Genomic DNA, 24,310 nt, shown 5'->3' with positions numbered 1-24,310 from the left:
CGGGTGACTGTACGACTGTACCTTACAAGCAAATCATTATTGCTACAGGTGAAGGTGCTAAAGCATCGCTCTCAGCGTTTGATTACATCATCCGTTCTGGGCAGTAAAATCGGTCAAAATCATTATTATTTATTTCAAGCCTAGCATTACAAAATGCTAGGCTTTTTTAATACTAGAGTTACAACTTTTTAACAATTTTCGATCTTTATTAATCATTTACTTTATGTTTATATTTTAGACATCCATATTTGGATGCCATGAATTAGAAGGAAAAACACAATGAATAAATTACTTGTTGCTTTAGGTCTTGCTGCGACTGTTGCCCTTGTTGGTTGTAATAAAGATAAAGCTCCAGAAACTGGCGCGACTACAGGTGAACACTTAGAAAATGCTGCTCAACAAGCAAGTGCTGATATCAAATCTGCTGGTGATAAAGCTGCTGATGATATTGCAACTGCAACTGATAATGCTGCTGAGAAGATTGATGCTGCAACCGATCACGCTGCTGATGCGACTGCTAAAGCTGCAGCTGAAACAGAAGCTACTGCACGTAAAGCGACTGCTGATACAGCTCAAGCTGTTGAAAATACCGCTGCTGAAGTGAAAAAAGACGCTCAACACTAATCTTCTTTAGTATAAAAAAGCCCCTATTGATTAGGGGCTTTTTTAAGCTCTTAAAATCTTTTATGAAATTAAGCCTTCATCACGCATCGCAATTTGTACAGATTGACGCTCTGCAACTTTATTACGTAATGCAATAATGTGCTTATACGGTGTTAAGTCGTGCTCAATTGAGTTTGACCAATTTGTTAAAACAAATAGATAAGCATCTGCTGGACCAAAATTATCATTTACCAAATAATCGTAATCAGATTCAGACAAATAGTTATCGATATATTTTAAAAGACGGTCGATTTCAGCATAAGCTTTGGTTTTTTCATCATTTGTTAGAGGTGCCCCAAAGAAAACTGCATAAGCATCATGCAATTCAGAGTTCAAATAACCCAACCATTCCAATACTTTCGCACGGCCCATACCCGATGGCGGAATTAAATCCTGCTTAGGATCGTGCTGAGCAAGGAAAGGTAAAATCGCAACGTTCTCAGTTAACATTAAACCAGGGTTAATTTCTAAAGCTGGTACATATCCTTTTGGATTAATCTCGTAATAATCTGCACCTTTTTCTGTTTTATGTGTTTTTAAATTTACTCGTTCTAAGTCAAAATCAACATTAATTTCATTTAAAATAATATGTGCAGCTAAAGAACATGCGCCTGGCGAATAATATAATTTCATATCTGATCCTTGTTATCTCATATTAACGTTTTAAATTGCTTCTAGAAAACCTGCAAGGTTTGCACAATTCTTTAATTGTAAAAAAGCGTAAACTTATAAAATACTTACACCATCTAATATTCTTGAAAAATTTATTCCTTGCAAGTTGTCTTGCGTGACGATTGTTTAAAATATGATAAAACACATTTACGTCACGCAATTTTCCATTAATTACGTTTAAAAAGCTGGCTAATCCAATTCATTAATTCAGTTAAGAAATCAAAAATACCGTTTTTCTTATCATCATCAGGCTGGCTTGAATCTTTACCATTTAAATCCAGATCAACAATTACTGGATCATGATCCGAAGAACGATAAGCATCTTCACCATAGAACAATGCCTTTTGCTCATCAGTTTTATATTCTTCGTTGTAATCTAAAACGGTTGGCTCATCTGCATTGATATGCCATGCAAAGGTTCTGACTACTTTTGGATATAGAGCTGCATCAGCAATTGCATGGTCTAAATTACCCGCTCCACCATTTCCATTGGCATCACTCGCAACACCAAACACATAGCTATATGCCTCTGCACCCTGTCCTACCTTAGCGTCGTTCAACAAAACTTTGTAGTTCGCTTTTTCAAATGACAAAATAGGTTCTTCTTTTGCGTAGCTATTCATATCCCCTACAAGTAAAGCATTTTGCTTAGGCACTTGAGTTGGATTTTTCGCTAACCACTGCACAATTTGATCAACTGCTTTCACACGAGTCGGGTTCCAGCAACCTTGACCATCTTTTTGGTCTGCATCAGTAGAGCTAGCATCCACCCCACTACAGCTTTTCGATTTCAAATGGTTTGGAATAACGGTAAACGTTTTATTACCACGAACGGCTTGGAAACTTTGCGCCAATGTTGTTCGGTTCTTGTCACCCAAATCAAGCACAACGGGTTTATTCAAAGGCTTAACACGCTTGCTGTTATAAATAATAGCAACCGCAATCGCATCACCACCTAAACGGTCTAAGTTTTCAGGAACAACGTATTTCCAATCACTACCTAAAGCACTGGTTAAATGAGCAATTGCACTGTTCGGACCATAACCATTGTTCGCAATTTCCATTAAACCATACACATCAGCATCAATCGCTTTTAATGCACTCACAATTTTACGATGCTGTTTATCAAACTCAGCTTGTGTCGTTGCACCGCGCTCCGTTGGGAAACCCGTTGCGCCATTGTCATAGTTCAAAACGTTAAATGAAGCTACGCGAATGTGATTAGCATTTTTGGTAATGACACTTTGACGCGGGTTTGTTTGAGTAATTACTTCAGGTTGATTACGTCCAAGCACTGGTTGCACACGCCAACCATTAAAACGGTATTCCAAAATACCTTCAGCATTCTTAAGTTGATAACCCGAACGTAGCGTATTGGCAGCGCTAAAATTTGTCGGTAACCATGGAGTACGGTTTTGGTTGTTATAGCCGTCATCAAAAATAATTTTCGACAATAAATTTTTCTGAGCAAGAGCTTTAGCTTCAGGAGATAACGCTGGATATAAATTGGTTGGAATATATAAGCGACCTAAGCTTAGAGATAATTCACCATAACGGCCATAATTGTAGTTCTCGCTTACCGTTAAAGTCTGAGGTAATTTAACCAACATACCTTGATAACGCTGTGGAGAATGGGTCGAACCACCTGTTAAGCTAGCAAATGGAAGTTCAAGGCTAATCGGCTGCACCTGATTTGCCATATTGCTATTACAAGTTTGAATATCTTGTTGTAATTGATCTAATTGCAATTGGTTTTGATAAGTTGTTAAGCGACCACGCAAAATAACTTCATCGCCAACTTGCCCACCTTTTACAGCACTACTATTTGGGATATAAACAAAAATAGCATTGCTAATATTTGCACGTGCTTTCGTATCTGGTGTCTGAACATAGAAGCCAGAAAAACCATTGGCATAACGATAGTCAGCAGTTATCACACCACGCACTGTATAGGTCTGGTTTTGTGCTGCAGTTGATAAATCAGCAATTGGTGTATCGGAGCTTGAACAACTCACCGTTTCAACAGGTGGCTGTGTTATTGAGCCAGATAAATTTGAAAAGTCATTTCGGTTTGTCCAAGCTGACCATGAACGGTCCAAATCAAATGCTGCAGTTGCATCAATACTTAAAGCTGGGTTCTCAGTTTCAATACGCTTAAAACTATTTCCTAAGCTCGAAACGGCTGTTCCCCATCCTGTTTCTGGTCGCTCACCAATACGCCCAAAACGGTCTACAGGCGTACCTTTATAAACAAGTACAACCGCATCATCTCCATTAAAAGATAATGCAGCGATCTGATTTACTTTACTGCCAAGTTCAGCCTGCAACTCAGAACGACCTACTAAAAACTTCTGCTTACTGGTTAACGATCCTTGTAAACGGAAAGTCGCTGTTTTTGCTGTACCGCCATTATTAAATTGTTGAATTTCATAGTCGGCTAAATTAACTGTAGTCCCATCTGGATTATAAATTTCCAAACCTTTGCGGTTACTACTGCCGTCAACATATTGACTAAACATGAGCTGTGCTTGTGCCCAAGGACTATATGTAAAAGCACCAAGTGCCCCTAATAGCACAGAAAGTGTGCGTAATTGAAAAGTTTTCATGAGTAAATATGTTCATTTGAAATTTATATAGATTCTTAGATTAAATATTGAACATGACATCTACATGAAGAAAAACACCGAAACATTTGACTTGACCACATGAAGACTTAAAATACCGCATTTGAATTTCAATATTGCCAAGGTTATGTCGATCGATCAGTTAGAAACGCAAATTGCAGACTTAGACAATTTGCCTGAACACCGTGAAATTGTGACGTTTATGCGTCGTTCAGCACCACTTAATACGTCTCAACGCACGGCATTAGAACAACATCGCGATTTAATTTTGGAATATCCTGTTGGCGACTTACGCCAACACTTCGAACATCCAGAACGTCCTTTAACTGTTGAAATCGGTTTTGGTATGGGTCGTTCGTTAGTGCTTATGGCAAAAGCAAACCCTGAACGTAACTATGTGGGTATTGAAGTCCACGTACCTGGCATTGCTCAATGCCTATATGAAGCAGGTATAGCAGAAGTTAAAAACTTACGTGTACTTGATGCAGACGCGATTCAGGTTTTACGTGAAATGCCAGACAACAGCATTAACTGCGTACAACTTTACTTCCCAGACCCTTGGCAAAAGAAACGTCATTTCAAACGTCGTTTTGTTATTCACGAGCGTATGCAATTGGTTGAACAAAAACTTGAGCTGGGTGGTACATTCCACGCAGCAACAGACTGGGAACCGTATGCTGAATGGATGCTTGATATTTTAGACAACCGTCCAGACCTTGAAAACTTGGCGGGTAAAGGCAATAGCTATCCACGTCCAGAGTGGCGCCCAGTGACTAAGTTTGAACGCCGTGGTATTGAGTCAGGCCATAAAATTAATGACTTTATCTTTAAAAAGATTAAGTAAATAATAAAAAAGGCTTAGTAATAAACTAGGCCTTTTCTTTTTTATATAAAAAGAAATTAAATATATCTGATCTATAGTATTTCTTCTTTCTAATTAATAATTGCCAATCTAAGCGAATCTAGCTATTTATAGAAACTGGTACTTGCCACACTAAAAATACTAAGGACACCACATGTTAAAAATTTTAGGGCGCGATAACTCCATTAATGTACGCAAAGTCTTATGGTTGTGCGAAGAACTAAATCTTGAATATGAAAGAGAAGATTGGGGACGAGGCTTTCGCTCCGCTCAATCACCTGAATATTTACAATTAAACCCAAATGGGCAAATTCCTGTTGTTTTAGATGGCGATTTAGTCCTTTGGCAGTCCAACAGTATTATCCGTTATTTGGCAAATGCTTACGATAAAGAACATCAGCTTTACCCTACTCAAGCGAAAGAAAGATTCTTTGTTGATCAGTGGATTGATTGGCAAGCCATCGAACTGAATAACAGCTGGACTTATACAATTATGTCTCTCTTGAGACATTCTCCAGATCATCAAGATCCAAACTTATTAAAACAAGGTATTGATGACTGGAATCATCATATACAGATTCTCGATCAACAACTTGAAAAAACTCAGGCCTATGTTGCTGGTTCACAATTTAGCTTGGCCGATATTCCAATTGGTCTGTCTGTACAACGCTGGAAGGCCACTCCTTTTGACCATCCAACGCTTAAGCATGTCGACCAATATTTTGAACGTTTAAATCAACGTGCGGGTTTCTTAAAATGGGGCAATAACGGCGAACCTTAATTTTGAGCAAGCTTTAGTCCGAGTGATGGCGCTTCACGATGCCATCACTTAAAAGTTGATAGACCTGTTTTAAATCATCCCGCTCTGCTTGAGCCAATAAGTCTTGATGCATTGCCAAGATATTCTGATCTCCTCTTACAGCAGGCCCAGTTTGCATTTGCTTAGGATCATTTTCAGTCGCTTTTTTTGCTGTTTCTATAATTAAAGGATAGAGCAAGCTAAAGTCGACCTGCTCTTTATCTACTACCTGCTTTGCCATATCAAAACAATAGTTACTAAAGTTACAAGCGAATACAGCCGCTAAATGCAAAGTTAAACGTTGTTTTGAGGTATATTGATATACTCGACTGCTTAGGCTATTTGCTAAATTTAAAAGTAGTTTTTGATCGGCATCTGTTACCGCTTCAACAAATAATGGTGTGGCTTGCCAATTGACGTCTCTTTCAAAGCTAAATGTCTGTAATGGATAAAATACCCCTGCTTTTTCATGTACCTGACTGATGACTTCAATATCAGTACTACCCGAAGTATGGACAATAAGTGTATCAGGAAAGAATTCATGAACTTGTTTTACAATATCTGCAATTGCACTGTCTGAAACCGCTAAAATGATAAGATCAGTTGATTGGAATTGTTGAAGTGACTGACATGCTTTTGCCTGAAACTGCTCTGCAAACTTTTGGGTTTTCTCAAAATCACGCGCATACACTTGTACGATGTGATGACCTTGAGCCAACAGTACCTTTGCTAAATGAAAGGCAACTCGCCCACTTCCAACCAAACTGATTCTCATATTAATCCAACACTATTTGTTTCAACAAAAAAGCTTCTCAAAATGAGAAGCTTTTTTCAAATTAAAATATCTAATTTTTCATAAATCAGAATATTATTGAGCTACTGAAAACTCAATACGACGGTTTTTAAAACGTCCTTCTTCTGTTGTATTCTCTGCAACAGGCTGATCAGAGCCATGACCTTGTGCAACTAATTTAGACCCGTCTACACCTTTAGATGTTAAATAGTCGACTACTGCTTGAGCACGGCGTTGTGATAAAGCTTTATTTGCCGCAGCGTTGCCTGTTGAGTCGGTATGACCACCCACATTTAATTTCACACCACTGACTTTATTTAAAAGTGTTGCAGCTTGATCAAGAATAGCTTTGTTGTCTGCTGGAATATCGCTTGAGCCACTCGCAAAGTTAATGATTTGCAAGTTAAGTGCTTTTACTAATGCATTTACATCGACATTATTCGGATCAATTGAGCCTAAAGCAGTTTGCGAAGCAGTTAAGCTATTGCTTACAGATTGCTCAGCTGTTTCTGGTGCAGTAGAAACAACTTCAGTGTGAGGAACAAGAGCTTTTACTTTTGCGGTTAATGCTGCTAACGCTGCTGCATCACCTGCTTTCAAAGTAATTTTGTCACCTATCCATTCTAAAGATGCATTTGGCACACCTTTTAAGGCACCAAGCACGCCAGCAAGTGCATCTTTATCTGTAAATCCAGCCGCATAAGTTTGACTGGTATCAACGTTACAGTCTTGAGTTGATGAGAAAACCTGCTTAACTTGAGTTTGTAGTGTTGCTAAGAATCCTTGATCGCCAATACCTGCCTGACACTGGCTAACAGCACCTTTATCATCTGTGCTTAAGGTTAAACTCGCAGGTGCAGCTGCGGTAGTAGCCTCAACACCACTGGCAGCTGTTGGTTCAGGTGCTGGCACAGCTTCTTTATGCTGGCAAGAACGCCATAACCAAGCAATGATAAGACCCAAAATAATTAAGGCAATAATAGGGAGGAACCCACGAGATTTGCCTGTTTTTTCACTGGCTGCAGCTAATGGTGGGGCTGCTGAAGTTGCATGTGGAACTGAAGATAAACCTGCACCAAGTCCTAAAGGAGCTAATAGACCTACTGCCCATCCCGGTAAATGCGAACGAATAGTATCTGCATGCTGACGTAAATAATTTACAATACTCTGTTGATCATTTCCGGCAACGTCCGAAATTGCATTAAGACTAGGTTTAATTGCACTGTTGAGTGTACTTTCTATTTCATTATTTGGTGCCGTACCGCTTAAGTGAGTAAGTACAGTATTCTTGATTTGGTCATTATGAGAAAAAAGGTCTGATAATGAGGGAGCCAAACTGTTTTTTAATTGTCCAATAAGATCAGGTTTAGCAGCTAATAGTGAAAGCAAAATTGGATAAAACTTAGATAAAGCATTCGATTTTTCGCCTAGGTATCCATCCTGATTATCTAATATTGTTGATGATACTTTTTCTTTAAGCAGTTCTATAGGGTTTATCGACATTGGTTATTCTCCCGAATTTTATACGTCGTAACCAGCAACTTTTGATTATTCAAATACTTCTCTTTGCTGATAGTTTTTTATTCTAATGTGCGCTCAATCTTTTGTTGTTTTTTAAATAATTTATATACAAATTTCCATCTAGTATTTACAAAACAGGCAGATCTTATTGATCTACCTGTTTATATTTTAAATTTACTTTAAATAACCGTTTTATCAGTTAGCAAAAGTTTGAAGTACTTTACCGCTAAGGTTTTGACCCAGCAATGGAGTATTTTTCCCTTGTGATAAAATTGTGTCTTTGCTTACTGTCCAGTTTAATTCAGGATCTACTAATACCCATCCTGCTTCATCTTCCCAACGCGTAGTCATATTGGCAACCTGCGCAGGTACGCTAGTCACTTTTTCAACCCACTCTAAAGGTTCAAATAAACCTTCATTAATGAGCTGAATGCCTAAAGATACATAAGTATCAAAAGCAGTAATGCCCGGTTGAGTTTCAGCAAATGGTGCCATTTTTGCTGAACTGCTTAAAGGCTCATGATGCGTACAAATTGCATCAATCACGCCTTCTTTTAAACCTTGACGTAAAAGTTCTTTATCTTGCTCAGAACGCAATGGTGGACGAACATGCGCAAGTGAATTGAAACCATCAGTTAAGTGTTCAGTTAAATGCAATTGATGCATTGCTACATCGGCAGTCACAGGTAAACCTTTTGCTTTTGCTGCGCGGATTAATTCAACCGATGCACCGCAAGATAACAAACCAAAGTGAGCTTTTACGCCAGTCGCTTCAATCATAAGCAGATATTTTGCAATCGCTACGGTTTCTGCAATTGCAGGAATCATTGGTAAACCTTGACGTGATGCAATAAAGCCTTCGTGTGCACATCCGTCTTTAGCAATCTGTGGTTCTTCAGCATAAAACACAACCGTTAAACCAAGACCCGCTGCATATTCCAAGGTACGAATAACTACATCGTCATTTTCAAAAGCAGCATTTGCATTAGAAACAGCAGTACAACCGCCTTTTTTCAGGCCCGCCATATTTGCAGGTTGTTTACCATTTAAACCTTGGGTTTGAGCACCAATGATATGCATGTGAATGCCCCCATCATGCCATGCCTTTTCAATCAAGCCATGAATGAGAGCACCGTTGTCTTGTACAATCGGCTTTGAATCAGGTGGTGTAATAACATGCAAAATACCATTGGCACGTGCTGCCTTACCTTCCGATTTCAATGTCCCATGTTGCTGTTGACCCGGTTCACGCAAACGCGCGCATAAATCAACCATGGTTGGCATTAACCATTTACCTTGGCCGTCAATGGTTTGCTCCACTTGCTCTACAGGAGCAACCAACTTTCCATTTTCAATATATACAGTTTGTACGCTGTCTGTTTTTTGGATTGGGTCTAACACACGTACATTTTCAATTTTTACAATACTCATGTGATCCATTCCTTACAACGTAATCGCTTCAATTAAACCTTGCTCTTGGAGTTGGCCTTGCATTGATAACGCCAATACGGCCATACGAACTGCAATACCATTGGTTACTTGTTTCAAAATAACCGACTGATCTCCATCAGCAACACTTGAATCAATTTCTACACCACGGTTCATTGGTCCCGGATGCATCACAATGCAATCTGGTTTAGCTAAACCAAGACGTTCTTTGTTTAAACCATACATTCTGTAGAATTCAGACTGTGAAGATAACGCTGGAGAGTCAATACGTTCGTTTTGAATACGTAAGGCAATAATCACATCACAATCGGTAATGCCTTCATCCATCTTGTTAAACAAGCGAACGTGCTCGCCATATTCCGAAAAGCCCACTGGCAATAATGTATTCGGTGCAATCACACGAATATCTTTACAACCTAGAGTTTGTAATGCAGCTACATCCGAACGTGCTACACGAGAGTGTTTAATGTCCCCGATAATAGCAACGCTTAAATCTTCAAATGGTTTTTTAGTTTCACGGCGAATAGTCAGCATATCAAGCATCGCTTGCGTCGGATGAGCATGACGTCCATCCCCTGCATTAATAATCGCGACCTTTGGACATACATCTTTAGCAATGAAATGTGCAGCACCCGAAGATGAATGGCGAACAACAAAGATATCCGCTGCCATTGCTTCAAGGTTCCAGAGCGTATCGCGCAGAGTTTCACCTTTTGAAGTACTTGAACGAGCAATATCAATGTTCAGTACATTGGCAGACAAACGTTTTGCTGCTGCTTCAAAAGTAGTACGGGTACGTGTGGAGTTTTCAAAGAAGAGATTCATAACCGTCAATCCCTCTAAGAGCGGACGGTTAATTAAATTATTATTATCGTCTAAAAAGCTTTGTGCGGTATCTAAAATCTTGGTGAGGTTTTCTTTTGAAAGTCCCTCAATCGTTAAAAAATGTTTTAAATTTCCGTCTTGATTGAGCTGAACCTGGCTCGGTTGATGCAACGCTGCAATATGCATAATGGATTCCTATGGGTCGAATCGCGAAAACGTGCATAGTGTAGCTGAATTCCGCTCTTTTCGCAGAAGAACTTTACAGAATAAGGCCCTAAATTGACCAGAAAATTTAGAACCTTATTGGCAATTACCTTAATGCACCAATGTAATGGTGCGGAACTTGTGCCCGATAAATATCCTCAGCGGTAATTTCCGACTCTTCATCGACTTTAACAACAGCGATTTTTTCTTTTTGAGAAGGCTCCTCTGGTATTGTATCAACCAACGATTTCAATCGCTCAACACTTCGTTTTAATTCGTCATCCTCTGATTCTAGTGCCAGCGCAATGACATATTTTGCATAATCTTTATTTTGGACAACGTACATTGCATCTATTACCCGCCCCGTCACCCTACGCATGCGTACATATATTTGTGTCGCTACTGAGAAAGCATCCGCATTAGCAATAAAACCATTCCCCATCATGTCTTTCATTTATAATTACCCCATCAATTTAAAATAATAAAATGGTTAAAAACTGGCTATGTTTGTTAATTAAATAACCATTGATAGGACTGAGTTAGCAAAATACATACCACTTTAATTGTTTTAATCTTTAAAAATCAGTTTATTGGTTGGATTATGATAGGTTGCAATAATTTAAAAACCTTTACACATCAAAATAAGTTAAACTTTGCATCGTTAATATTTATATGTTTTGGTCAATCGAGTTTATGAATACCTCTTTACGTTTAAACCACTATTGGATTACTTGTGCTGATGGTTTAGAAGCCCTCTTACAAGAAGAAATAGAACAGCTTGGCACCAAAGTGACAGAACGTAAAGCAGGACGTTTAATCATTGAAGGAACGCTTGAACATGCTTATCGCATCTGTATGTGGTCGCGTCTTGCTTCTCGTGTTTTATTGCCTATTCATACTTATGAACTCGAACATACACATGATGCGCGTGATGTAGCAGAAGAGCTTTATGAAGGTGCGATTAGTTTTGACTGGTCACTTATTTTTGCACCACAAAGTACCTTCGCTATTCGCTTACATGCAGAACGTGAAATTAAGGTTAACACTCAATTTGCAACGCTTAGAGCAAAAGATGGTGTTGTAGATTCCTTTATGGAAGCTGTAGGTCGTCGTCCGAGCATTGATACTAAACAACCAGAAATTACGTTATATGTTTTAGCAGGTAAAACTGAGCATACATATTGCCTAGATTTATCAGGTGATTCATTACATAAACGTGGTTACCGTCGTTATATGACGGATGCGCCAATTAAAGAAAACCTTGCTGCGGCAATTTTACAAAAAGCTCAGCTTCAACAACGTAAGCCAGAGATTGTGCTCGACCCGATGTGCGGTTCAGGTACATTTATTATTGAAGCATTAATGATTTTGACTGACCGTGCACCAGGCCTTGTTCGCCGTTTTGGTTTTAATGGTTGGCATGGTCATGACCGTGAACTTTGGCTTTCGCTTAAAGCTGAAGCAGCAGAACGTCACGAAAAGGCGCTTGAATTACCTTTACCTAAGTTTTATGCCTACGATGCAGACTGGGAAGCTGTAAAAGCCACTCGTGAAAATATTATTGCGGCAGGCTTTGAAAAACAGTTAGGCCAAATTCAAATTGAAGAACGGACTTTAGCTGACTGGCCTGATTTTTCAGCTGAAGGCAAAACTGCATTTATTGTGACTAACCCTCCATATGGTGAACGTTTAGGTGATAAAGCATCTAACCGCTCTCTTTACTTAGGTTTATCTGCGCTTTTACAAAAACATTTCCCGAATCAATATGCCGCAATTATTGCAGCGCAAATTGAACAAGCCGATGTTTTAGCGTTTGAAGCACCTGAAACCTTACGTTTAATGAATGGTAAGTTGCCGATTTACATTCGCTTTGGTTCAATTAAGCCTGAAAAAGTAACTCAGCCATTCTTAGCAACTTGGCAAGCTCAACCTATTGAAATGGAAGAAGCTCAAGATTTTGCTAACCGTTTGCAAAAAAATATGACTGCCTTGAAAAAATGGGCAACGAAAGAAAATGTTTATTGCTTACGTTTGTATGATGCAGATTTACCTGACTTTAACGTCGCTGTTGACTTATACGGCGATCGCTTACATGTTCAGGAATATGCACCACCAAAAACAATCGATCCTGAAAAAGCAAAAAAACGTTTTAATTTAGCACTCGCTGCAATTCGTGCTGTTACCGGTTTAAACCGCGATGCCATCTTTATTAAGACACGTGCGCGCCAAACAGGTACTAATCAATATACGAAACAAAGCACAGCTTCAAAACGTTTTATCGTTCAGGAAGGTAAAGCTAAAATATTAGTTAACCTGACAGATTATCTAGATACAGGTTTATTCCTTGACCACCGTCAAATGCGTTTACGTATCGCACAAGAAGCTCGTGGTAAGCACTTCTTGAATTTATATAGTTATACTTCTACAGCAAGCTTACATGCTGCTTTAGGCGGTGCTGCAAGTACGACAAGTGTAGACTTATCTAATACTTACTTAAGCTGGTCAAAAGAAAACTTCGTTTTAAATGGCCTGACTGTAGATCACGCAGATGAACAGCACATGTTCTTTGCGAGTGACTGTTTTGAGTGGTTAAAAGAAGGTCACGAACAATATGACCTTATTTTTATCGATCCACCGACATTCTCAAACTCTAAAAAGTTCTATGGTACTTTCGACGTCCAACGTGACCATGTTTCACTCATTAAACGTGCAATGAACCGTTTAAATAGTGAAGGAACGCTCTATTTCTCAAACAACTATCGTGGTTTTGAAATGGATGAAGAGATCGAAGCTATTTTTCAGGTTGAAGAAATCACTTCTGAAACCATTGGCCCTGATTTTAAACGTAATCAGAAAATCCACCGTGCATGGAAAATTCAGCATCCTGGTCTAGATCAATATTAATAAGATTAGAGGTTATTATTACTTCACGGTAATAATAACCTCGCCATGAACATTTCTTGATTCAAAATCATATTTGGTAAATCGGTCTGCTCTTTCCGGTAATGCCATCATTTCTAGTTTCTTCTTTTCCTTACTATCGATAACATGGTTTTGTTTTTGTTCTTGATAAGGTGAAAGTACACTTGTTCTAAGTGCATCCCATCGAACTTGTTGTAAATAATTATCCCCTAACACCTGACGTGCTTGTTGTTGTTCTATCATTGGTTTCTTAGCATCGTCTTGAGCTTTCGCAATAATCACAGGTAAAGCTGCATTTACTGCCCCTGTTTGTGTTGCTAAGGCCCCTTCACTTAGAGGCTGTGCAGCCCATACATTGATGGGTATTAGCGAAATAAAACCTAAAATACACAGCGCAGGTCCTTGTTTATTGTTCATTGCATTTATCCTAAATTGTTATTGTTCGTTATATCGAACAAAATTAACAATTTTTTAAACATGTCGCAATGTTATAAATAGACTTCCCGACAATTAACATTGATCATTTTAAAACCTGAACTATTACACAAGCATTTAGTGAATATTCAAGTTGTTTTATAGATTTTTATCTCAGACTTGTACGACACTGCTAAATCACTTACTGTAATTTTATAATTTATCTGTAAATTGATTTTATTTATAAATAAACACCATTCGAGGTGAAATAATGCTTCAGCAGTGCTGCCAACTATTAGAAGATCGCCAGCTCAAAGTTGCTTTTATTGAGAGTGCGAGTTCGGGTTATTTAACAAGTCAGTTTTCTATTCACAAAAATAGTGGTGCAGATATTTTACTAGGTGGCTTAGTTAGCTACGACCCAAGCATTAAAATTAGTATTTTAAATATCGATCCAAAGTTAATAAAGACTTACACAGCAGAGTCACCGCAAGTCACAGAGGAAATGTGTAGGCTGGGTCAAAGCTTATTTCAACAAGCTGATATTATTGTCAGTTGTACTGGGCTATTAAAATCTGGCGGAAGTGAAACCCCAGAAAAACCTGTGGGCACCTTTTTTATTTGCATTTCTTACCAACAGCATATTTATCATTATCGTTATTTTTTATCTGGTCACTCAGAACAAAAGTTAAAGACATTAACTCAGAAAGTTTCAGATGCCATAATTGCTTTACTCACATCAACCATAAAAACTGATTCAACATAAAAAAAGAGAATATGTTTCCATATTCTCTTTTCGGTTTTAGCAGAAAAAGCTTAACTGAGTTTCATTTTATCGAAGACTAAATGCCCATTTTCGCCTTTAACTAGAATAGTATCACCTGCGACAAAATCACCCGACAAGATTTTTTGTGCTAATGTGTTTTCAATCTGTTGTTGAATCGCACGTTTTAATGGACGCGCGCCATAGACAGGATCGAAACCAGCATCAATCAATAAATCAAAAGCGGTATCATCTACAGTTAGACTCATGTCACGATCAACAAGACGCGAACGTAATCGATCCAACTGAATATCGGCAATACCACGAATTTGTGCTTTTTTGAGTGAATGGAAAATCACAAGCTCATCAATCCGGTTAATAAATTCCGGACGGAAATGCTGACTTACCGCATTCATTACAATGGTACGCACTTCATCGTCTGTTGCACCCTCACCTAGCTCACGTACATCTTGTGAACCTAAGTTCGAAGTCATCACAATTACCGTATTTTTAAAGTCTACTACTCGACCTTGTGAATCGGTTAAGCGGCCATCGTCCAATACTTGGAGCAAGATATTGAATACATCTGGATGTGCTTTTTCAACCTCATCAAACAACACCACGCTATATGGCTTACGGCGAACAGCTTCAGTTAAAACACCACCTTCTTCATAACCGACATATCCTGGAGGTGCGCCAACCAAACGGCTAACAGAATGTTTCTCCATGAATTCACTCATGTCGATACGAATCATGGCATCATCACTGTCAAACAAGAAGTTAGCTAAAGCTTTAGTCAACTCAGTTTTACCAACACCTGTTGGACCCAAGAACAAGAATGATCCACTAGGACGATTCGGGTCAGACAAACCGGCACGTGAACGGCGAACAGCATTCGATACCGCAACAACTGCTTCATCTTGACCTACAACACGGTCATGTAAAAACTCTTCCATATTAAGGAGTTTTTCACGCTCGCCTTGCATCATTTTAGCAACCGGAATACCTGTTGCAGCACTAACAACTTCAGCAATTTCATTTTCAGTTACTTTAGTACGAATGAGTTTTGGCTCTTCGTTCTCCTCTGCAACTTCATCTTGCTCCAGTTGTTTTTGCAACTCTGGAATTACGCCATACTGTAAACGTGCTGCCTCAGCCAAATCACCTTCACGCTGAGCTTTCTCAAAAGCAATACGCGCTTTATCAAGTTCCACCTGAGCCTGTTTAGTACCTTCTACCAAAGTTTTTTCAGACTTCCAGATTTCTTCAAGATCGTTGTATTCTTTCTCGACTTCAGCAATCTGTTTTTCAAGATGAGTGACTTCAGCTTTACTGCCGACATCTTCATCTTTTTTCACAGCTTCCAATTGCATTTTCAACTGGATTAAACGGCGATCGAGCTTATCAAGTGCTTCAGGTTTAGAGTCAATCTCCATTTTAATACGAGAAGCTGCCTCATCAATCAAATCAATTGCCTTGTCTGGTAATTGACGATCAGTGATGTAACGATGAGACATTTTCGCCGCAGCAATAATCGCAGAGTCTAAAATTTGCACACCATGGTGAGTGGCATATTTTTCTTTGAGTCCACGTAAAATTGCAATCGTATCTTCAACACTTGGCTCATCAACTAGCACTTTTTGGAAACGACGCTCTAAAGCTGCATCTTTTTCAATATATTGACGATATTCATCTAAGGTCGTCGCACCCACACAGCGCAATTCACCACGAGCCAACGCAGGTTTTAACATATTACCTGCATCCATCGCGCCATCACCTTTACCTGCACCTACGAGTGTATGTAACTCATCAATAAACAGGATGATTTCGCCTTCGTGTTTTGCCAAGTCTTTTAAAACAGCTTTTAAACGTTCTTCAAACTCACCACGATATTTAGCACCAGCCAGTAATGAACCTAAGTCGAGGGATAAAACACGTTTATTTTTTAATCCCTCTGGCACTTCACCATTCACAATACGCTGTGCCAAACCTTCAACAATAGCGGTTTTACCTACGCCCGGCTCACCAATAAGAACAGGGTTGTTTTTGGTACGACGCGATAACACCTGAATGGTACGGCGAATTTCATCGTCACGCCCAATGACAGGATCAAGTTTTCCAGATAAAGCACGCTCTGTTAAATCAATCGTATATTTATTAAGTGAGTCACGTTGGTCTTCGTGATTATTACTCATGACTTTGTCATTACCTCGAATATGTTCAATTACTTTGCGTAAGCTGTCGGGAGTTACACCTACCGCACTTAAAATATTTTTAGTTTCGCCTGTCTCTGCCAAACCTAATAAAACCCAGTCAGTTGATAAAAATTCATCACCTGCCTTTTGCGCATATCTGTCTGCCAAATTAAGCGCTTTAACGGCTTCTGGGTTTAAGTTGACATCACCCGTTGGGTTGGCAATTGTCGGCGCATCTTTTATAGCCTGTTCAAGTTTTTGTTTAAGTTCAGGTAACCGTGCACCTGCTTGTTGCAACAAACTAATATTTGATGGCTCTTCTAACAAGGTAGACAAAATATGAATACCTGCGATAGCGGTATGGTCTTTACCCATCGCTAAAGATTGAGCATCTGAGAGGGCTTGCTGCAAGCGGTTTGTAAATTTCTCAAAACGCATTCTTGTTATTCCTCACAACAAATTTGTACTTGTCTAATAGATGGGAACACTTCTTCGGATTTCAAATAAATTTTTATATATTTTTCATAATGTTATAAAAATAACAATGAGTAAAACTCCATTATAATATGGGATTGTTTTGTATATATTTCAAGTACAGTTCAGCTACATTTTATTAAAATGATTGAATATTTAGATTCATGCTTATTCTTACTACGCTTTTCACAAACTCTTCATTGAGAATTTAGTGATTAAGCTTTAGTTTATCTTGCTAGTTTCCTACTCGTTTTGAAATGAAAATGCACTTTAAACACATTATATTAACAACAACTTGTCTTTTTACTTCGGCACTAGCAATCGCTCAGCTTCCACAAGACTCCAGACGACCTGGTGGAATTGCAGTTGTTCCTCTAAGTACTGATATTACTCAGGTCACTTTTCAACAAAAGCCTGTTTTAATTAGCCAAGAAGGTCAGCAGCGTTATGCCGTGCTTGGTATTCCTTTATCTACTCCAATCGGCAGTATTCAACTCGACACAAATAAAGCCCCGATTCAAATAGAAGTTAAGTCTTATCCTTACGCAGAACAGCGGATTAAAGTCACGAACCAAGATTATGTGAACCCTAATCAAAGTCAATTAGACCGCTACGCTCAAGAAGCAAAAGAACAAAATGATGTGTATACCTCATTTACACAGAGCTCATGGCAAACCCTACCTACATTTATACGCCCGACTTCAGGGAAATTTAGCAACTCTTTTGGAAGAAAACGCTTCTTTAACGGCGAGGGACGCGCGCCTCACTCAGGTCTAGATATTCCTGCGCCAGTAGGACAAAAAGTTGTTGCTCCCGCAGATGGTGTGGTTATCCAAACTGGATCTTATTTTTTTAATGGACAAACCGTGTTGATTGATCATGGCCAAGGCTTAGTCAGCATGTTCTGCCATTTAAGCGCAATTAAAGTAGAGAAAGGCCAACATATCCGCCAAGGAGAAACACTAGGTTTAGTAGGCAAAACAGGACGCGTGACAGGCCCTCATCTGCATTGGGGCATGAGCCTTAATAATGCTCGGGTAGATCCTCAGCTTTTTCTAAATACAGCTCGTTAATTTAAAGCTTTACGAAAATACTTTGGCGCTTCGACATAGCCTTCTCTTAGGTAAAATCGATGTGCCAAAGGTCTTTGCATTCCTGAATGCAGTTCCATTCGATCACACCCTCGGCGTCTGGCTTGTTGCTCAGCCTCCTTTACGAGTAAATGCCCTACACCTTTGCTACGCATATTCTCATCAACACACAGATAGCATATTTTGGCAAAGTCACCTTGTAAGGCAATTTGCGGAATAAAGTAGAGAGATAAAAAACCATAAATTTTAGCCCTCTCTTCAGCAATCAAAATTTGTGAATTAGAGTCATTATGGAGTATCTCAAATTTTTCTTGAATAAGAGCAAAAGGCTGTGGGTATCCCATCTGTTTAAGTAGATCACATATAGCTTGAGTATCTTTTGATTTAGCAGAACGAATATTCATCTTTCTTCTCCCTATTATTTTTTAGTTATTTTTGACAATAAAAAAGCCAACTCTCATGTCAGCTTTTTTTAATTTCTAGTTAGCAAAAAAATGCCTTATTCCGCTTCAATAATTTCGAAGTCATGTGTAATTTCAACACCACCGTCAGAAAGCATTTTACTTGCTGAACAATATTTCTCGGCAGACAATTCAACTGCTTTTGCAACCTGCTTTTCTTTCACAGCTTTACCAGTTACCACAAAATGTAAGTGGATTTTAGTAAACACAGCCGGAATTGCGTCAGCACGCTCAGCTTTTAAATTACATACAACATTCGTCACATCTTGGCGAGATTTCTTTAAAATAGTCACAATATCAAACGAAGCACACCCACCAAGTCCCATTAATATCAATTCCATAGGACGTGGACCACGGTTTTCACCACCATACTCAGGTGAGCCGTCCATGATGACACTATGCCCACTATCCGATTTCGCTTCAAAAGCAACATTCTCTAGCCAATGTACACTTGTTTGCATTGCAACTACCCAAAAAAAATTATAAATTTAAGCAGGGTCTGTTGACATTTCATCTATGGATTGCGTTATAGCTAAAAATTAATCCAAATAAGACGCAAAACCCAGACAATGGCAATCCTTTGTCCAGTTTTGTAATAAAGTTTGTGAAATTTCAGCCATAATCTGAGTTGCAATTAAAGCAGCGCAGGCATAGCGCAAGACCAAGTTATTTTGTACGTTCCATTGTTAAGATCTATTTATTTAGAATGGCTAAATTTCATAGTTCTTATTTGGTACGTCTAAAAGAATTGTCTTATGTTGCAACCATCTGTGAAATGTCAACAGGCCCTTGTTTTGTACACTAACATAAAATGAGTTGATAAGGAATTTCATCTCTTCTGTGTAATAGCTCATCTCGAGCTTGTGTGAATTGTTTACCCTATTCGGAACATATTAAGCATGACTTCAAATTTTTCACAACTCAGCACAGATGCTTTATCTCCGGGGCAACTACCTGAATCCGTTAAAGCATTGTTAAAACGTGCTCACATCAACAGATATCCAAAACGAACCACAATTGTTGATGCCGGAACAGAGTCAAAATCTTTATATTTAATTTTAAAAGGCTCAGTTTCAATTATTTTGCGTGAAGATGACGAACGTGAAATTGTTGTTGCGTATTTAAATCCGGGCGATTTCTTTGGGGAAATGGGGCTTTTCGAACCGAACCCTCAACGTACAGCCGAAGTTCGAACTCGTGATGTCTGTGAAATTGCAGAGATCTCTTATGACAACTTCCACGAACTCAGCAAACAATACCCAGACTTAAGCTATGCTGTTTTTGCACAATTAGTTCGCCGTCTAAAAAATACGACCCGTAAAATGACAGATCTTGCGTTCATTGATGTGTCTGGTCGTATTGCACGTTGCTTAATCGATCTATCTTCTCAACCAGAAGCAATGATTTTGCCGAATGGTCGTCAAATTCGTATTACTCGTCAAGAAATTGGCCGTATTGTTGGATGTTCACGTGAGATGGTTGGCCGTGTACTCAAAACCTTAGAAGATCAAGGTATGATCCAAACTGATGGTAAAGCCATTCTTATTTTTGATGCATCATTAGAAGAAAACACTGTTTCTGATGATGACTACGACGATGAAGAATAATATTCATTAAATTTTTAATAAAAAGCAAACTTCGGTTTGCTTTTTTTATATGCAACAATGAGTTAATACACAAAACTTACAAACTATTCTAATTTTATGATTTAAGTTGAATACATATTCTCCGTTAGGCTAACTCAAAATTTCCAAGGATTCCGCTGTATGCAATTTAACCCACTTAGTCGCACAGGCCTTAAACTTCCAGAAATTTGTTTAGGCACCATGACATTTGGTGAGCAAAACTCCCAACAAGAAGCTTTTGAACAACTCAATTACGCCTTGGCCAATGGTTTATATTTTTGGGATACGGCAGAGATGTATTCTGTTCCACCAAAACCTGAAACTTATGGCGCAACTGAAACAATTATTGGCAATTGGTTTGCCCAAAATGGACAACGTGACAAAGTCTTTCTCGCATCTAAAATTGCAGGTCCTGGCTTTGGAGGAACACACATCCGAGAAGGCAATACACGCTTTAACAGTGATCATATTGCCAAAGCTCTAGATGGATCACTTAAACGCCTCCAAACGGACTATATCGACCTTTATCAACTGCATTGGCCTGAACGTCATACCAACTTTTTTGGTACGCTCGCTTATGGTAATCACCAAGCTGAAAATGATTACGACACAACACCTCTAGAAGAAACATTACTCGCTCTACAAGAAGAGATTAATCGCGGGCGCATTCGCTATATTGGTTTATCAAATGAAACCCCGTGGGGCACTATGAAATTTTTACATTTAGCCGAAAAGCTAGGTGTCAGTAAATTTGTAAGTGTTCAAAACCCTTATAGTCTTCTTAACCGTACTTATGAAATAGGTATGTCAGAGATTGCTAAATATGAGGATGTCGGATTGCTCGCCTACTCTCCTCTGGCTTTTGGTTACCTAACTGGCAAGTTTAGAAATGGTGCACGTCCCGCTAATGCTCGTGTGACACTATTCCCTCGCTTTAGCCGCTACAGTAACCCTCAAAGTGAGTGGGCAACTGAACAATATGCACAGCTAGCAGAAAAGCATGGACTAAGCTTAACTCAGATGGCCTTAGCTTTTATTAAACAACAGTTCTTTGTGACCAGCACAATTATTGGTGCCACTAATTTAGATCAACTCAAAGAAAATATTCAGGCATTTGAGATTGAATTACCAAGTGAAGTTCTAAAAGGTATTGAGGCCATCCATACTCAACAGCCCAACCCTGCTCCTTAAATAAAAAACGGATGCTTAAGCATCCGTTTTCTTTATCTATATAAAATTTACATCTTATTTACGGCTATTATAAACTGCCATTGCCGCAGGTAAGTTTTTACGCATATCACCAATACGTTGTGAGTTAGATGGGTGAGTAGACAAGAAGGATGAACCACCGCCACCTTCAAGCTTATTCATTTTTTCCCAAAGCGTAATCGCTGCATTTGGATTATAGCCTGCACGCGCCATCAACATTAAACCACCTTGGTCAGCACGACTTTCCAAGCTACGAGAATATGGTAAGCCCACACCCACTTGTGTACCTAACTGAGCAGCAGCAGTACCGAGTTGGCCTACATTATTACCCGCATAGCTTAAACCGATACCTAGAGCTAAATCAGTTAAAGCTTGTGCACCGATTTTACTTTTTGCATGCTCTTCTAAAGCATGTGTCATTTCATGTCCCATAACAGCTGCAATTTCAGCATCTGTCAGGTTCAATTTATTCACAATACCTGTATAGAACACGACCTTGCCACCAGGTGCAACGTAAGCATTAATCGTATCTGATTTCAACACCGCTAACTGCCAGCTAAATGGTTGACCAGTCTGATTCATCTGGTTGGCATATGGTTTTAAACGGTTGAATACAGCATTAATACGGTTATATGTACTAGAGCTTGTATCGAGAGCACCCTTACCACGTGCTTCCTGCACCATCTTATTAAAACCTTGAGCAGATTGAGCATTTAAGGTTGCAGTATCTGCACCAGCCATGTCCGCTACTGTTGCACAGCCAGAAATGGTCATCACACTTGCTGCACACAAGCTTAAAAAGAGTTTTTTATTCATAACACAGATCACCTAAATCGATAAAAAGCTGTTTATTCTTTTGCACTTATTATAAGAAATACCACTCATGCTTTGAATGTCTCATTTCTCCATGATCATAGTATTTATGTAACGATCAAGTAGATAAAGTCATCAAATAAATCCAGAAAATTAAACAGATTACATTTAAACCCAGATAAACATGACTTAAGGTTTTAACTTTCTCTTCAAGATTAGGACTTTCCCTTTTCCAGAGTAAATAACTATTTTGTATGAGTACAACAGGAATTAACACACATGCGAACAAAGCCGACAAGCTCATAAAAGCTGTCATAAAGAAATCTTCATGATATTCCTGTCCATAAATAACCAACATCGCCAGCGTGGGTGAACCACCAATAGCAAATAAAAAAGAATAAAAAATTGTTTTTGAAATAGTTGGTTGCAGCTTCATCCTGAGCCCATCCTTCCTTATCTATATATAACGTTTTAATCTGAATCTAATAAAACGAAAACTGCACTTTAGTCGGGTATAAAAAAGCCCCCTTTCAGGAGGCCTTTTTAATCTTTGCTAATTAAGCAGAGAATGGATGACGTAAAACAATTGTTTCTGCACGATCTGGACCAGTTGAAACGATATCAATCGGACATTCGATTAATTGTTCAATACGCTTAACATAAGCCAAAGCATTTGCTGGTAATTGATCGATACTAGTTAAACCAACAGTCGACTCGCTCCAACCAGGCATAGTTTCATAGATTGGCTTCAAGCATTCAAAAGAAACTGCATCTGAAGAACCTACACAACCTGAATCTGTATTTTCATAACCTACACAGATTTTTACTTCTTCCAAACCATCTAAAACGTCAAGTTTAGTTAAGCAAATACCTGAAAGTGAGTTTACATCTACAGAACGGCGAAGAATTTCAGCATCAAACCAACCACAACGACGTTGACGGCCAGTAGAAGCACCAAATTCATGACCAACTGTACCTAGGTGTTTACCAATCGGATCACCAGAATCAGCAGCTGCATCGTAAACTAATTCAGTTGGGAATGGACCAGCACCTACACGTGTTGTATAAGCTTTAGTAATACCTAATACATAATCAAGATGTAAAGGCCCCATACCTGAACCAGAGCTTACGCCACCAGCAGTTGTATTTGAACTTGTAACATATGGATAAGTACCGTGGTCGATGTCTAGAAGTGAGCCTTGAGCTCCTTCAAACATTACAGCCTTACCTTCTTTGCGATAGTCATGCAATACTTTAGTAACATCAATCACTAATGGAGCAAGCACTTCACGCCATTGGTTGCAAAGAGCCAATACATCTTCAAATTTAACAGCTTCTACACCGTAGAACTGAGTTAATTGGAAGTTATGTAACTCAAGCATTTCTTGAAGTTTTTCTTCTAACGCTGCACCACCACGAACAAGGTCAGCAACACGCACTGCACGGCGAGCCACTTTATCTTCGTATGCAGGGCCAATACCACGACCTGTAGTACCGATTTTAGCATTACCACGTTTCTTCTCACGTGCCTGATCAAGTGCAATGTGGTTAGGCAAAATGAGTGGACAGTTTGGAGAAATACGTAGACGTTCTTTAACAGGAACACCTTCTGCTTCCAAAATTCCCATTTCTTCAATTAACGCGGCTGGTGAAAGTACTACACCATTACCAATTAAGCACAATACGTTTTCACGTAAAATGCCTGATGGAATGAGGTGCAATACAGTCTTTTTACCACCTACGACAAGAGTATGACCTGCGTTATGTCCGCCTTGATAACGTACTACCGCAGCCGCCTGATCTGTGAGCAGGTCGACGATTTTACCTTTACCTTCGTCGCCCCATTGGGTACCAAGTACCACAACATTTTTGCCCATAATAGCCTCATTACATCATGCTGTTAAAATTGGAAACCACCAGTAAAAATTTAC

Annotated in this window: 23 protein-coding genes and 1 pseudogene; 9 read left to right on the top strand and 15 right to left on the bottom strand. The window is 39.0% G+C overall.

From position 1 onward, the window contains the following. Positions 1 to 107 (top strand): annotated as a pseudogene (locus ACTJJG_RS13160) (FAD-dependent oxidoreductase); the annotation flags it as partial. Positions 108 to 279: 172 nt separating this feature from the next. Continuing rightward, complete coding sequence (locus tag ACTJJG_RS13155; RefSeq protein ID WP_002121546.1) at positions 280 to 624, top strand: hypothetical protein; 345 nt, start codon at positions 280 to 282, stop codon at positions 622 to 624. 60 nt (positions 625 to 684) lie between these two features. Here ACTJJG_RS13155 and ACTJJG_RS13150 read toward each other — a convergent pair whose 3' ends face one another. Together ACTJJG_RS13150 and ACTJJG_RS13145 are read right to left on the bottom strand one after the other, a co-directional pair. Then, a complete protein-coding gene (locus tag ACTJJG_RS13150) occupies positions 685 to 1,296 on the bottom strand; it encodes a glutathione binding-like protein (protein ID WP_039757466.1) in 612 nt (203 codons plus the stop codon). Between the two features lie 206 nt (positions 1,297 to 1,502). Further along, entirely contained in the window at positions 1,503 to 3,941 is a 2,439-nt protein-coding gene (locus ACTJJG_RS13145) for an ExeM/NucH family extracellular endonuclease (RefSeq protein ID WP_230445021.1), read from the bottom strand. Positions 3,942 to 4,086: 145 nt separating this feature from the next. Between ACTJJG_RS13145 and trmB the strand changes: the two genes are divergently transcribed. Both trmB and ACTJJG_RS13135 read left to right on the top strand, forming a co-directional pair. Beyond that, a complete protein-coding gene (trmB, locus tag ACTJJG_RS13140; protein WP_032004018.1) occupies positions 4,087 to 4,803 on the top strand; it encodes a tRNA (guanosine(46)-N7)-methyltransferase TrmB in 717 nt (238 codons plus the stop codon). A gap of 172 nt (positions 4,804 to 4,975) precedes the next feature. Further along, positions 4,976 to 5,602 (top strand): glutathione S-transferase family protein, encoded by a 627-nt coding sequence (locus tag ACTJJG_RS13135; protein WP_032056736.1) that lies wholly within the window; start codon positions 4,976 to 4,978, stop codon positions 5,600 to 5,602. A gap of 13 nt (positions 5,603 to 5,615) precedes the next feature. Here the strand turns inward: ACTJJG_RS13135 and ACTJJG_RS13130 are convergent, their stop codons facing one another. The 5 genes from ACTJJG_RS13130 to ACTJJG_RS13110 all read right to left on the bottom strand — a co-directional run bounded on the left by ACTJJG_RS13130 (position 5,616) and on the right by ACTJJG_RS13110 (position 10,866). Next, positions 5,616 to 6,395, bottom strand: a complete 780-nt coding sequence (locus ACTJJG_RS13130) for a Rossmann-like and DUF2520 domain-containing protein (protein ID WP_032056737.1) — start codon at positions 6,393 to 6,395, stop codon at positions 5,616 to 5,618. A 93-nt stretch (positions 6,396 to 6,488) separates the two neighbouring features. Further along, positions 6,489 to 7,916 (bottom strand): OmpA family protein, encoded by a 1,428-nt coding sequence (locus tag ACTJJG_RS13125; RefSeq protein WP_032056738.1) that lies wholly within the window; start codon positions 7,914 to 7,916, stop codon positions 6,489 to 6,491. Between the two features lie 213 nt (positions 7,917 to 8,129). Beyond that, the gene (locus ACTJJG_RS13120; RefSeq protein WP_032056739.1) at positions 8,130 to 9,365 is read right to left on the bottom strand and encodes a dihydroorotase; all 1,236 of its coding nucleotides are present in this window, start codon (positions 9,363 to 9,365) and stop codon (positions 8,130 to 8,132) included. Positions 9,366 to 9,377: 12 nt separating this feature from the next. Beyond that, positions 9,378 to 10,394: an aspartate carbamoyltransferase catalytic subunit gene (locus tag ACTJJG_RS13115; RefSeq protein ID WP_002121555.1), complete on the bottom strand. Its 1,017-nt coding sequence runs from the start codon at positions 10,392 to 10,394 to the stop codon at positions 9,378 to 9,380. Between the two features lie 124 nt (positions 10,395 to 10,518). Then, positions 10,519 to 10,866 (bottom strand): hypothetical protein, encoded by a 348-nt coding sequence (locus ACTJJG_RS13110; protein ID WP_032056740.1) that lies wholly within the window; start codon positions 10,864 to 10,866, stop codon positions 10,519 to 10,521. A 239-nt stretch (positions 10,867 to 11,105) separates the two neighbouring features. On the opposite strand from ACTJJG_RS13110, the gene rlmKL reads away from it, so the two are divergent. After that, a complete protein-coding gene (rlmKL, locus tag ACTJJG_RS13105) occupies positions 11,106 to 13,316 on the top strand; it encodes a bifunctional 23S rRNA (guanine(2069)-N(7))-methyltransferase RlmK/23S rRNA (guanine(2445)-N(2))-methyltransferase RlmL (RefSeq protein ID WP_005076976.1) in 2,211 nt (736 codons plus the stop codon). Between the two features lie 18 nt (positions 13,317 to 13,334). On the opposite strand, the gene ACTJJG_RS13100 is transcribed toward rlmKL, so the two are convergent. Continuing rightward, complete coding sequence (locus ACTJJG_RS13100) at positions 13,335 to 13,751, bottom strand: hypothetical protein (RefSeq protein ID WP_032056742.1); 417 nt, start codon at positions 13,749 to 13,751, stop codon at positions 13,335 to 13,337. A 268-nt stretch (positions 13,752 to 14,019) separates the two neighbouring features. Between ACTJJG_RS13100 and ACTJJG_RS13095 the strand changes: the two genes are divergently transcribed. Further along, positions 14,020 to 14,514, top strand: coding sequence for a CinA family protein (locus tag ACTJJG_RS13095; protein WP_032056743.1), 495 nt, complete (start codon positions 14,020 to 14,022; stop codon positions 14,512 to 14,514). A 50-nt stretch (positions 14,515 to 14,564) separates the two neighbouring features. On the opposite strand, the gene clpB is transcribed toward ACTJJG_RS13095, so the two are convergent. Further along, positions 14,565 to 17,144, bottom strand: coding sequence for an ATP-dependent chaperone ClpB (gene clpB / locus ACTJJG_RS13090; RefSeq protein WP_005070314.1), 2,580 nt, complete (start codon positions 17,142 to 17,144; stop codon positions 14,565 to 14,567). 299 nt (positions 17,145 to 17,443) lie between these two features. On the opposite strand from clpB, the gene ACTJJG_RS13085 reads away from it, so the two are divergent. Next, on the top strand, positions 17,444 to 18,253 hold the full coding sequence (locus ACTJJG_RS13085) for a M23 family metallopeptidase (protein WP_032056744.1): 810 nt from the start codon (positions 17,444 to 17,446) through the stop codon (positions 18,251 to 18,253). On the opposite strand, the gene ACTJJG_RS13080 is transcribed toward ACTJJG_RS13085, so the two are convergent. The 3 genes from ACTJJG_RS13080 to ACTJJG_RS13070 form a co-directional block, all read right to left on the bottom strand. Beyond that, a complete protein-coding gene (locus ACTJJG_RS13080; RefSeq protein ID WP_069119562.1) occupies positions 18,250 to 18,675 on the bottom strand; it encodes a GNAT family N-acetyltransferase in 426 nt (141 codons plus the stop codon). The two genes, ACTJJG_RS13085 and ACTJJG_RS13080, sit on opposite strands and share 4 nt — an antisense overlap. A gap of 95 nt (positions 18,676 to 18,770) precedes the next feature. After that, on the bottom strand, positions 18,771 to 19,193 hold the full coding sequence (locus ACTJJG_RS13075; protein ID WP_002121528.1) for an OsmC family protein: 423 nt from the start codon (positions 19,191 to 19,193) through the stop codon (positions 18,771 to 18,773). 78 nt (positions 19,194 to 19,271) lie between these two features. Next, a complete protein-coding gene (locus ACTJJG_RS13070) occupies positions 19,272 to 19,391 on the bottom strand; it encodes a hypothetical protein (protein WP_002121587.1) in 120 nt (39 codons plus the stop codon). A 240-nt stretch (positions 19,392 to 19,631) separates the two neighbouring features. Between ACTJJG_RS13070 and crp the strand changes: the two genes are divergently transcribed. Both crp and ACTJJG_RS13060 read left to right on the top strand, forming a co-directional pair. Next, on the top strand, positions 19,632 to 20,339 hold the full coding sequence (gene crp / locus ACTJJG_RS13065) for a cAMP-activated global transcriptional regulator CRP (protein WP_005070320.1): 708 nt from the start codon (positions 19,632 to 19,634) through the stop codon (positions 20,337 to 20,339). A gap of 159 nt (positions 20,340 to 20,498) precedes the next feature. Next, entirely contained in the window at positions 20,499 to 21,548 is a 1,050-nt protein-coding gene (locus ACTJJG_RS13060; RefSeq protein WP_032056746.1) for an NADP(H)-dependent aldo-keto reductase, read from the top strand. Between the two features lie 54 nt (positions 21,549 to 21,602). Here ACTJJG_RS13060 and ACTJJG_RS13055 read toward each other — a convergent pair whose 3' ends face one another. From ACTJJG_RS13055 to ACTJJG_RS13045, 3 genes are all read right to left on the bottom strand, one after another. Further along, positions 21,603 to 22,382, bottom strand: coding sequence for a M48 family metallopeptidase (locus tag ACTJJG_RS13055; protein ID WP_002121572.1), 780 nt, complete (start codon positions 22,380 to 22,382; stop codon positions 21,603 to 21,605). A gap of 115 nt (positions 22,383 to 22,497) precedes the next feature. Then, entirely contained in the window at positions 22,498 to 22,815 is a 318-nt protein-coding gene (locus ACTJJG_RS13050; protein ID WP_372552732.1) for a hypothetical protein, read from the bottom strand. Positions 22,816 to 22,936: 121 nt separating this feature from the next. Further along, complete coding sequence (locus ACTJJG_RS13045) at positions 22,937 to 24,256, bottom strand: adenylosuccinate synthase (RefSeq protein WP_002121613.1); 1,320 nt, start codon at positions 24,254 to 24,256, stop codon at positions 22,937 to 22,939. Positions 24,257 to 24,310: the final 54 nt, after the last annotated feature.

Source organism: Acinetobacter sp. 22512 (genome assembly GCF_052044755.1).
In the GTDB taxonomy this organism is placed as follows: domain Bacteria; phylum Pseudomonadota; class Gammaproteobacteria; order Pseudomonadales; family Moraxellaceae; genus Acinetobacter; species Acinetobacter pittii.
This window is presented reverse-complemented; position numbering and strand designations above follow the sequence as displayed.

Coding starts and splice junctions, on each gene's coding strand:
- ACTJJG_RS13155 (WP_002121546.1), top strand. CDS start 280: ATGAATAAATTACTTGTTGCTTTAGGTCTTGCTGCGACTGTTGCCCTT.
- ACTJJG_RS13150 (WP_039757466.1), bottom strand. CDS start 1,296: ATGAAATTATATTATTCGCCAGGCGCATGTTCTTTAGCTGCACATATT.
- ACTJJG_RS13145 (WP_230445021.1), bottom strand. CDS start 3,941: ATGAAAACTTTTCAATTACGCACACTTTCTGTGCTATTAGGGGCACTT.
- trmB (WP_032004018.1), top strand. CDS start 4,087: ATGTCGATCGATCAGTTAGAAACGCAAATTGCAGACTTAGACAATTTG.
- ACTJJG_RS13135 (WP_032056736.1), top strand. CDS start 4,976: ATGTTAAAAATTTTAGGGCGCGATAACTCCATTAATGTACGCAAAGTC.
- ACTJJG_RS13130 (WP_032056737.1), bottom strand. CDS start 6,395: ATGAGAATCAGTTTGGTTGGAAGTGGGCGAGTTGCCTTTCATTTAGCA.
- ACTJJG_RS13125 (WP_032056738.1), bottom strand. CDS start 7,916: ATGTCGATAAACCCTATAGAACTGCTTAAAGAAAAAGTATCATCAACA.
- ACTJJG_RS13120 (WP_032056739.1), bottom strand. CDS start 9,365: ATGAGTATTGTAAAAATTGAAAATGTACGTGTGTTAGACCCAATCCAA.
- ACTJJG_RS13115 (WP_002121555.1), bottom strand. CDS start 10,394: ATGCATATTGCAGCGTTGCATCAACCGAGCCAGGTTCAGCTCAATCAA.
- ACTJJG_RS13110 (WP_032056740.1), bottom strand. CDS start 10,866: ATGAAAGACATGATGGGGAATGGTTTTATTGCTAATGCGGATGCTTTC.
- rlmKL (WP_005076976.1), top strand. CDS start 11,106: ATGAATACCTCTTTACGTTTAAACCACTATTGGATTACTTGTGCTGAT.
- ACTJJG_RS13100 (WP_032056742.1), bottom strand. CDS start 13,751: ATGAACAATAAACAAGGACCTGCGCTGTGTATTTTAGGTTTTATTTCG.
- ACTJJG_RS13095 (WP_032056743.1), top strand. CDS start 14,020: ATGCTTCAGCAGTGCTGCCAACTATTAGAAGATCGCCAGCTCAAAGTT.
- clpB (WP_005070314.1), bottom strand. CDS start 17,144: ATGCGTTTTGAGAAATTTACAAACCGCTTGCAGCAAGCCCTCTCAGAT.
- ACTJJG_RS13085 (WP_032056744.1), top strand. CDS start 17,444: ATGCACTTTAAACACATTATATTAACAACAACTTGTCTTTTTACTTCG.
- ACTJJG_RS13080 (WP_069119562.1), bottom strand. CDS start 18,675: ATGAATATTCGTTCTGCTAAATCAAAAGATACTCAAGCTATATGTGAT.
- ACTJJG_RS13075 (WP_002121528.1), bottom strand. CDS start 19,193: ATGCAAACAAGTGTACATTGGCTAGAGAATGTTGCTTTTGAAGCGAAA.
- crp (WP_005070320.1), top strand. CDS start 19,632: ATGACTTCAAATTTTTCACAACTCAGCACAGATGCTTTATCTCCGGGG.
- ACTJJG_RS13060 (WP_032056746.1), top strand. CDS start 20,499: ATGCAATTTAACCCACTTAGTCGCACAGGCCTTAAACTTCCAGAAATT.
- ACTJJG_RS13055 (WP_002121572.1), bottom strand. CDS start 22,382: ATGAATAAAAAACTCTTTTTAAGCTTGTGTGCAGCAAGTGTGATGACC.
- ACTJJG_RS13050 (WP_372552732.1), bottom strand. CDS start 22,815: ATGAAGCTGCAACCAACTATTTCAAAAACAATTTTTTATTCTTTTTTA.
- ACTJJG_RS13045 (WP_002121613.1), bottom strand. CDS start 24,256: ATGGGCAAAAATGTTGTGGTACTTGGTACCCAATGGGGCGACGAAGGT.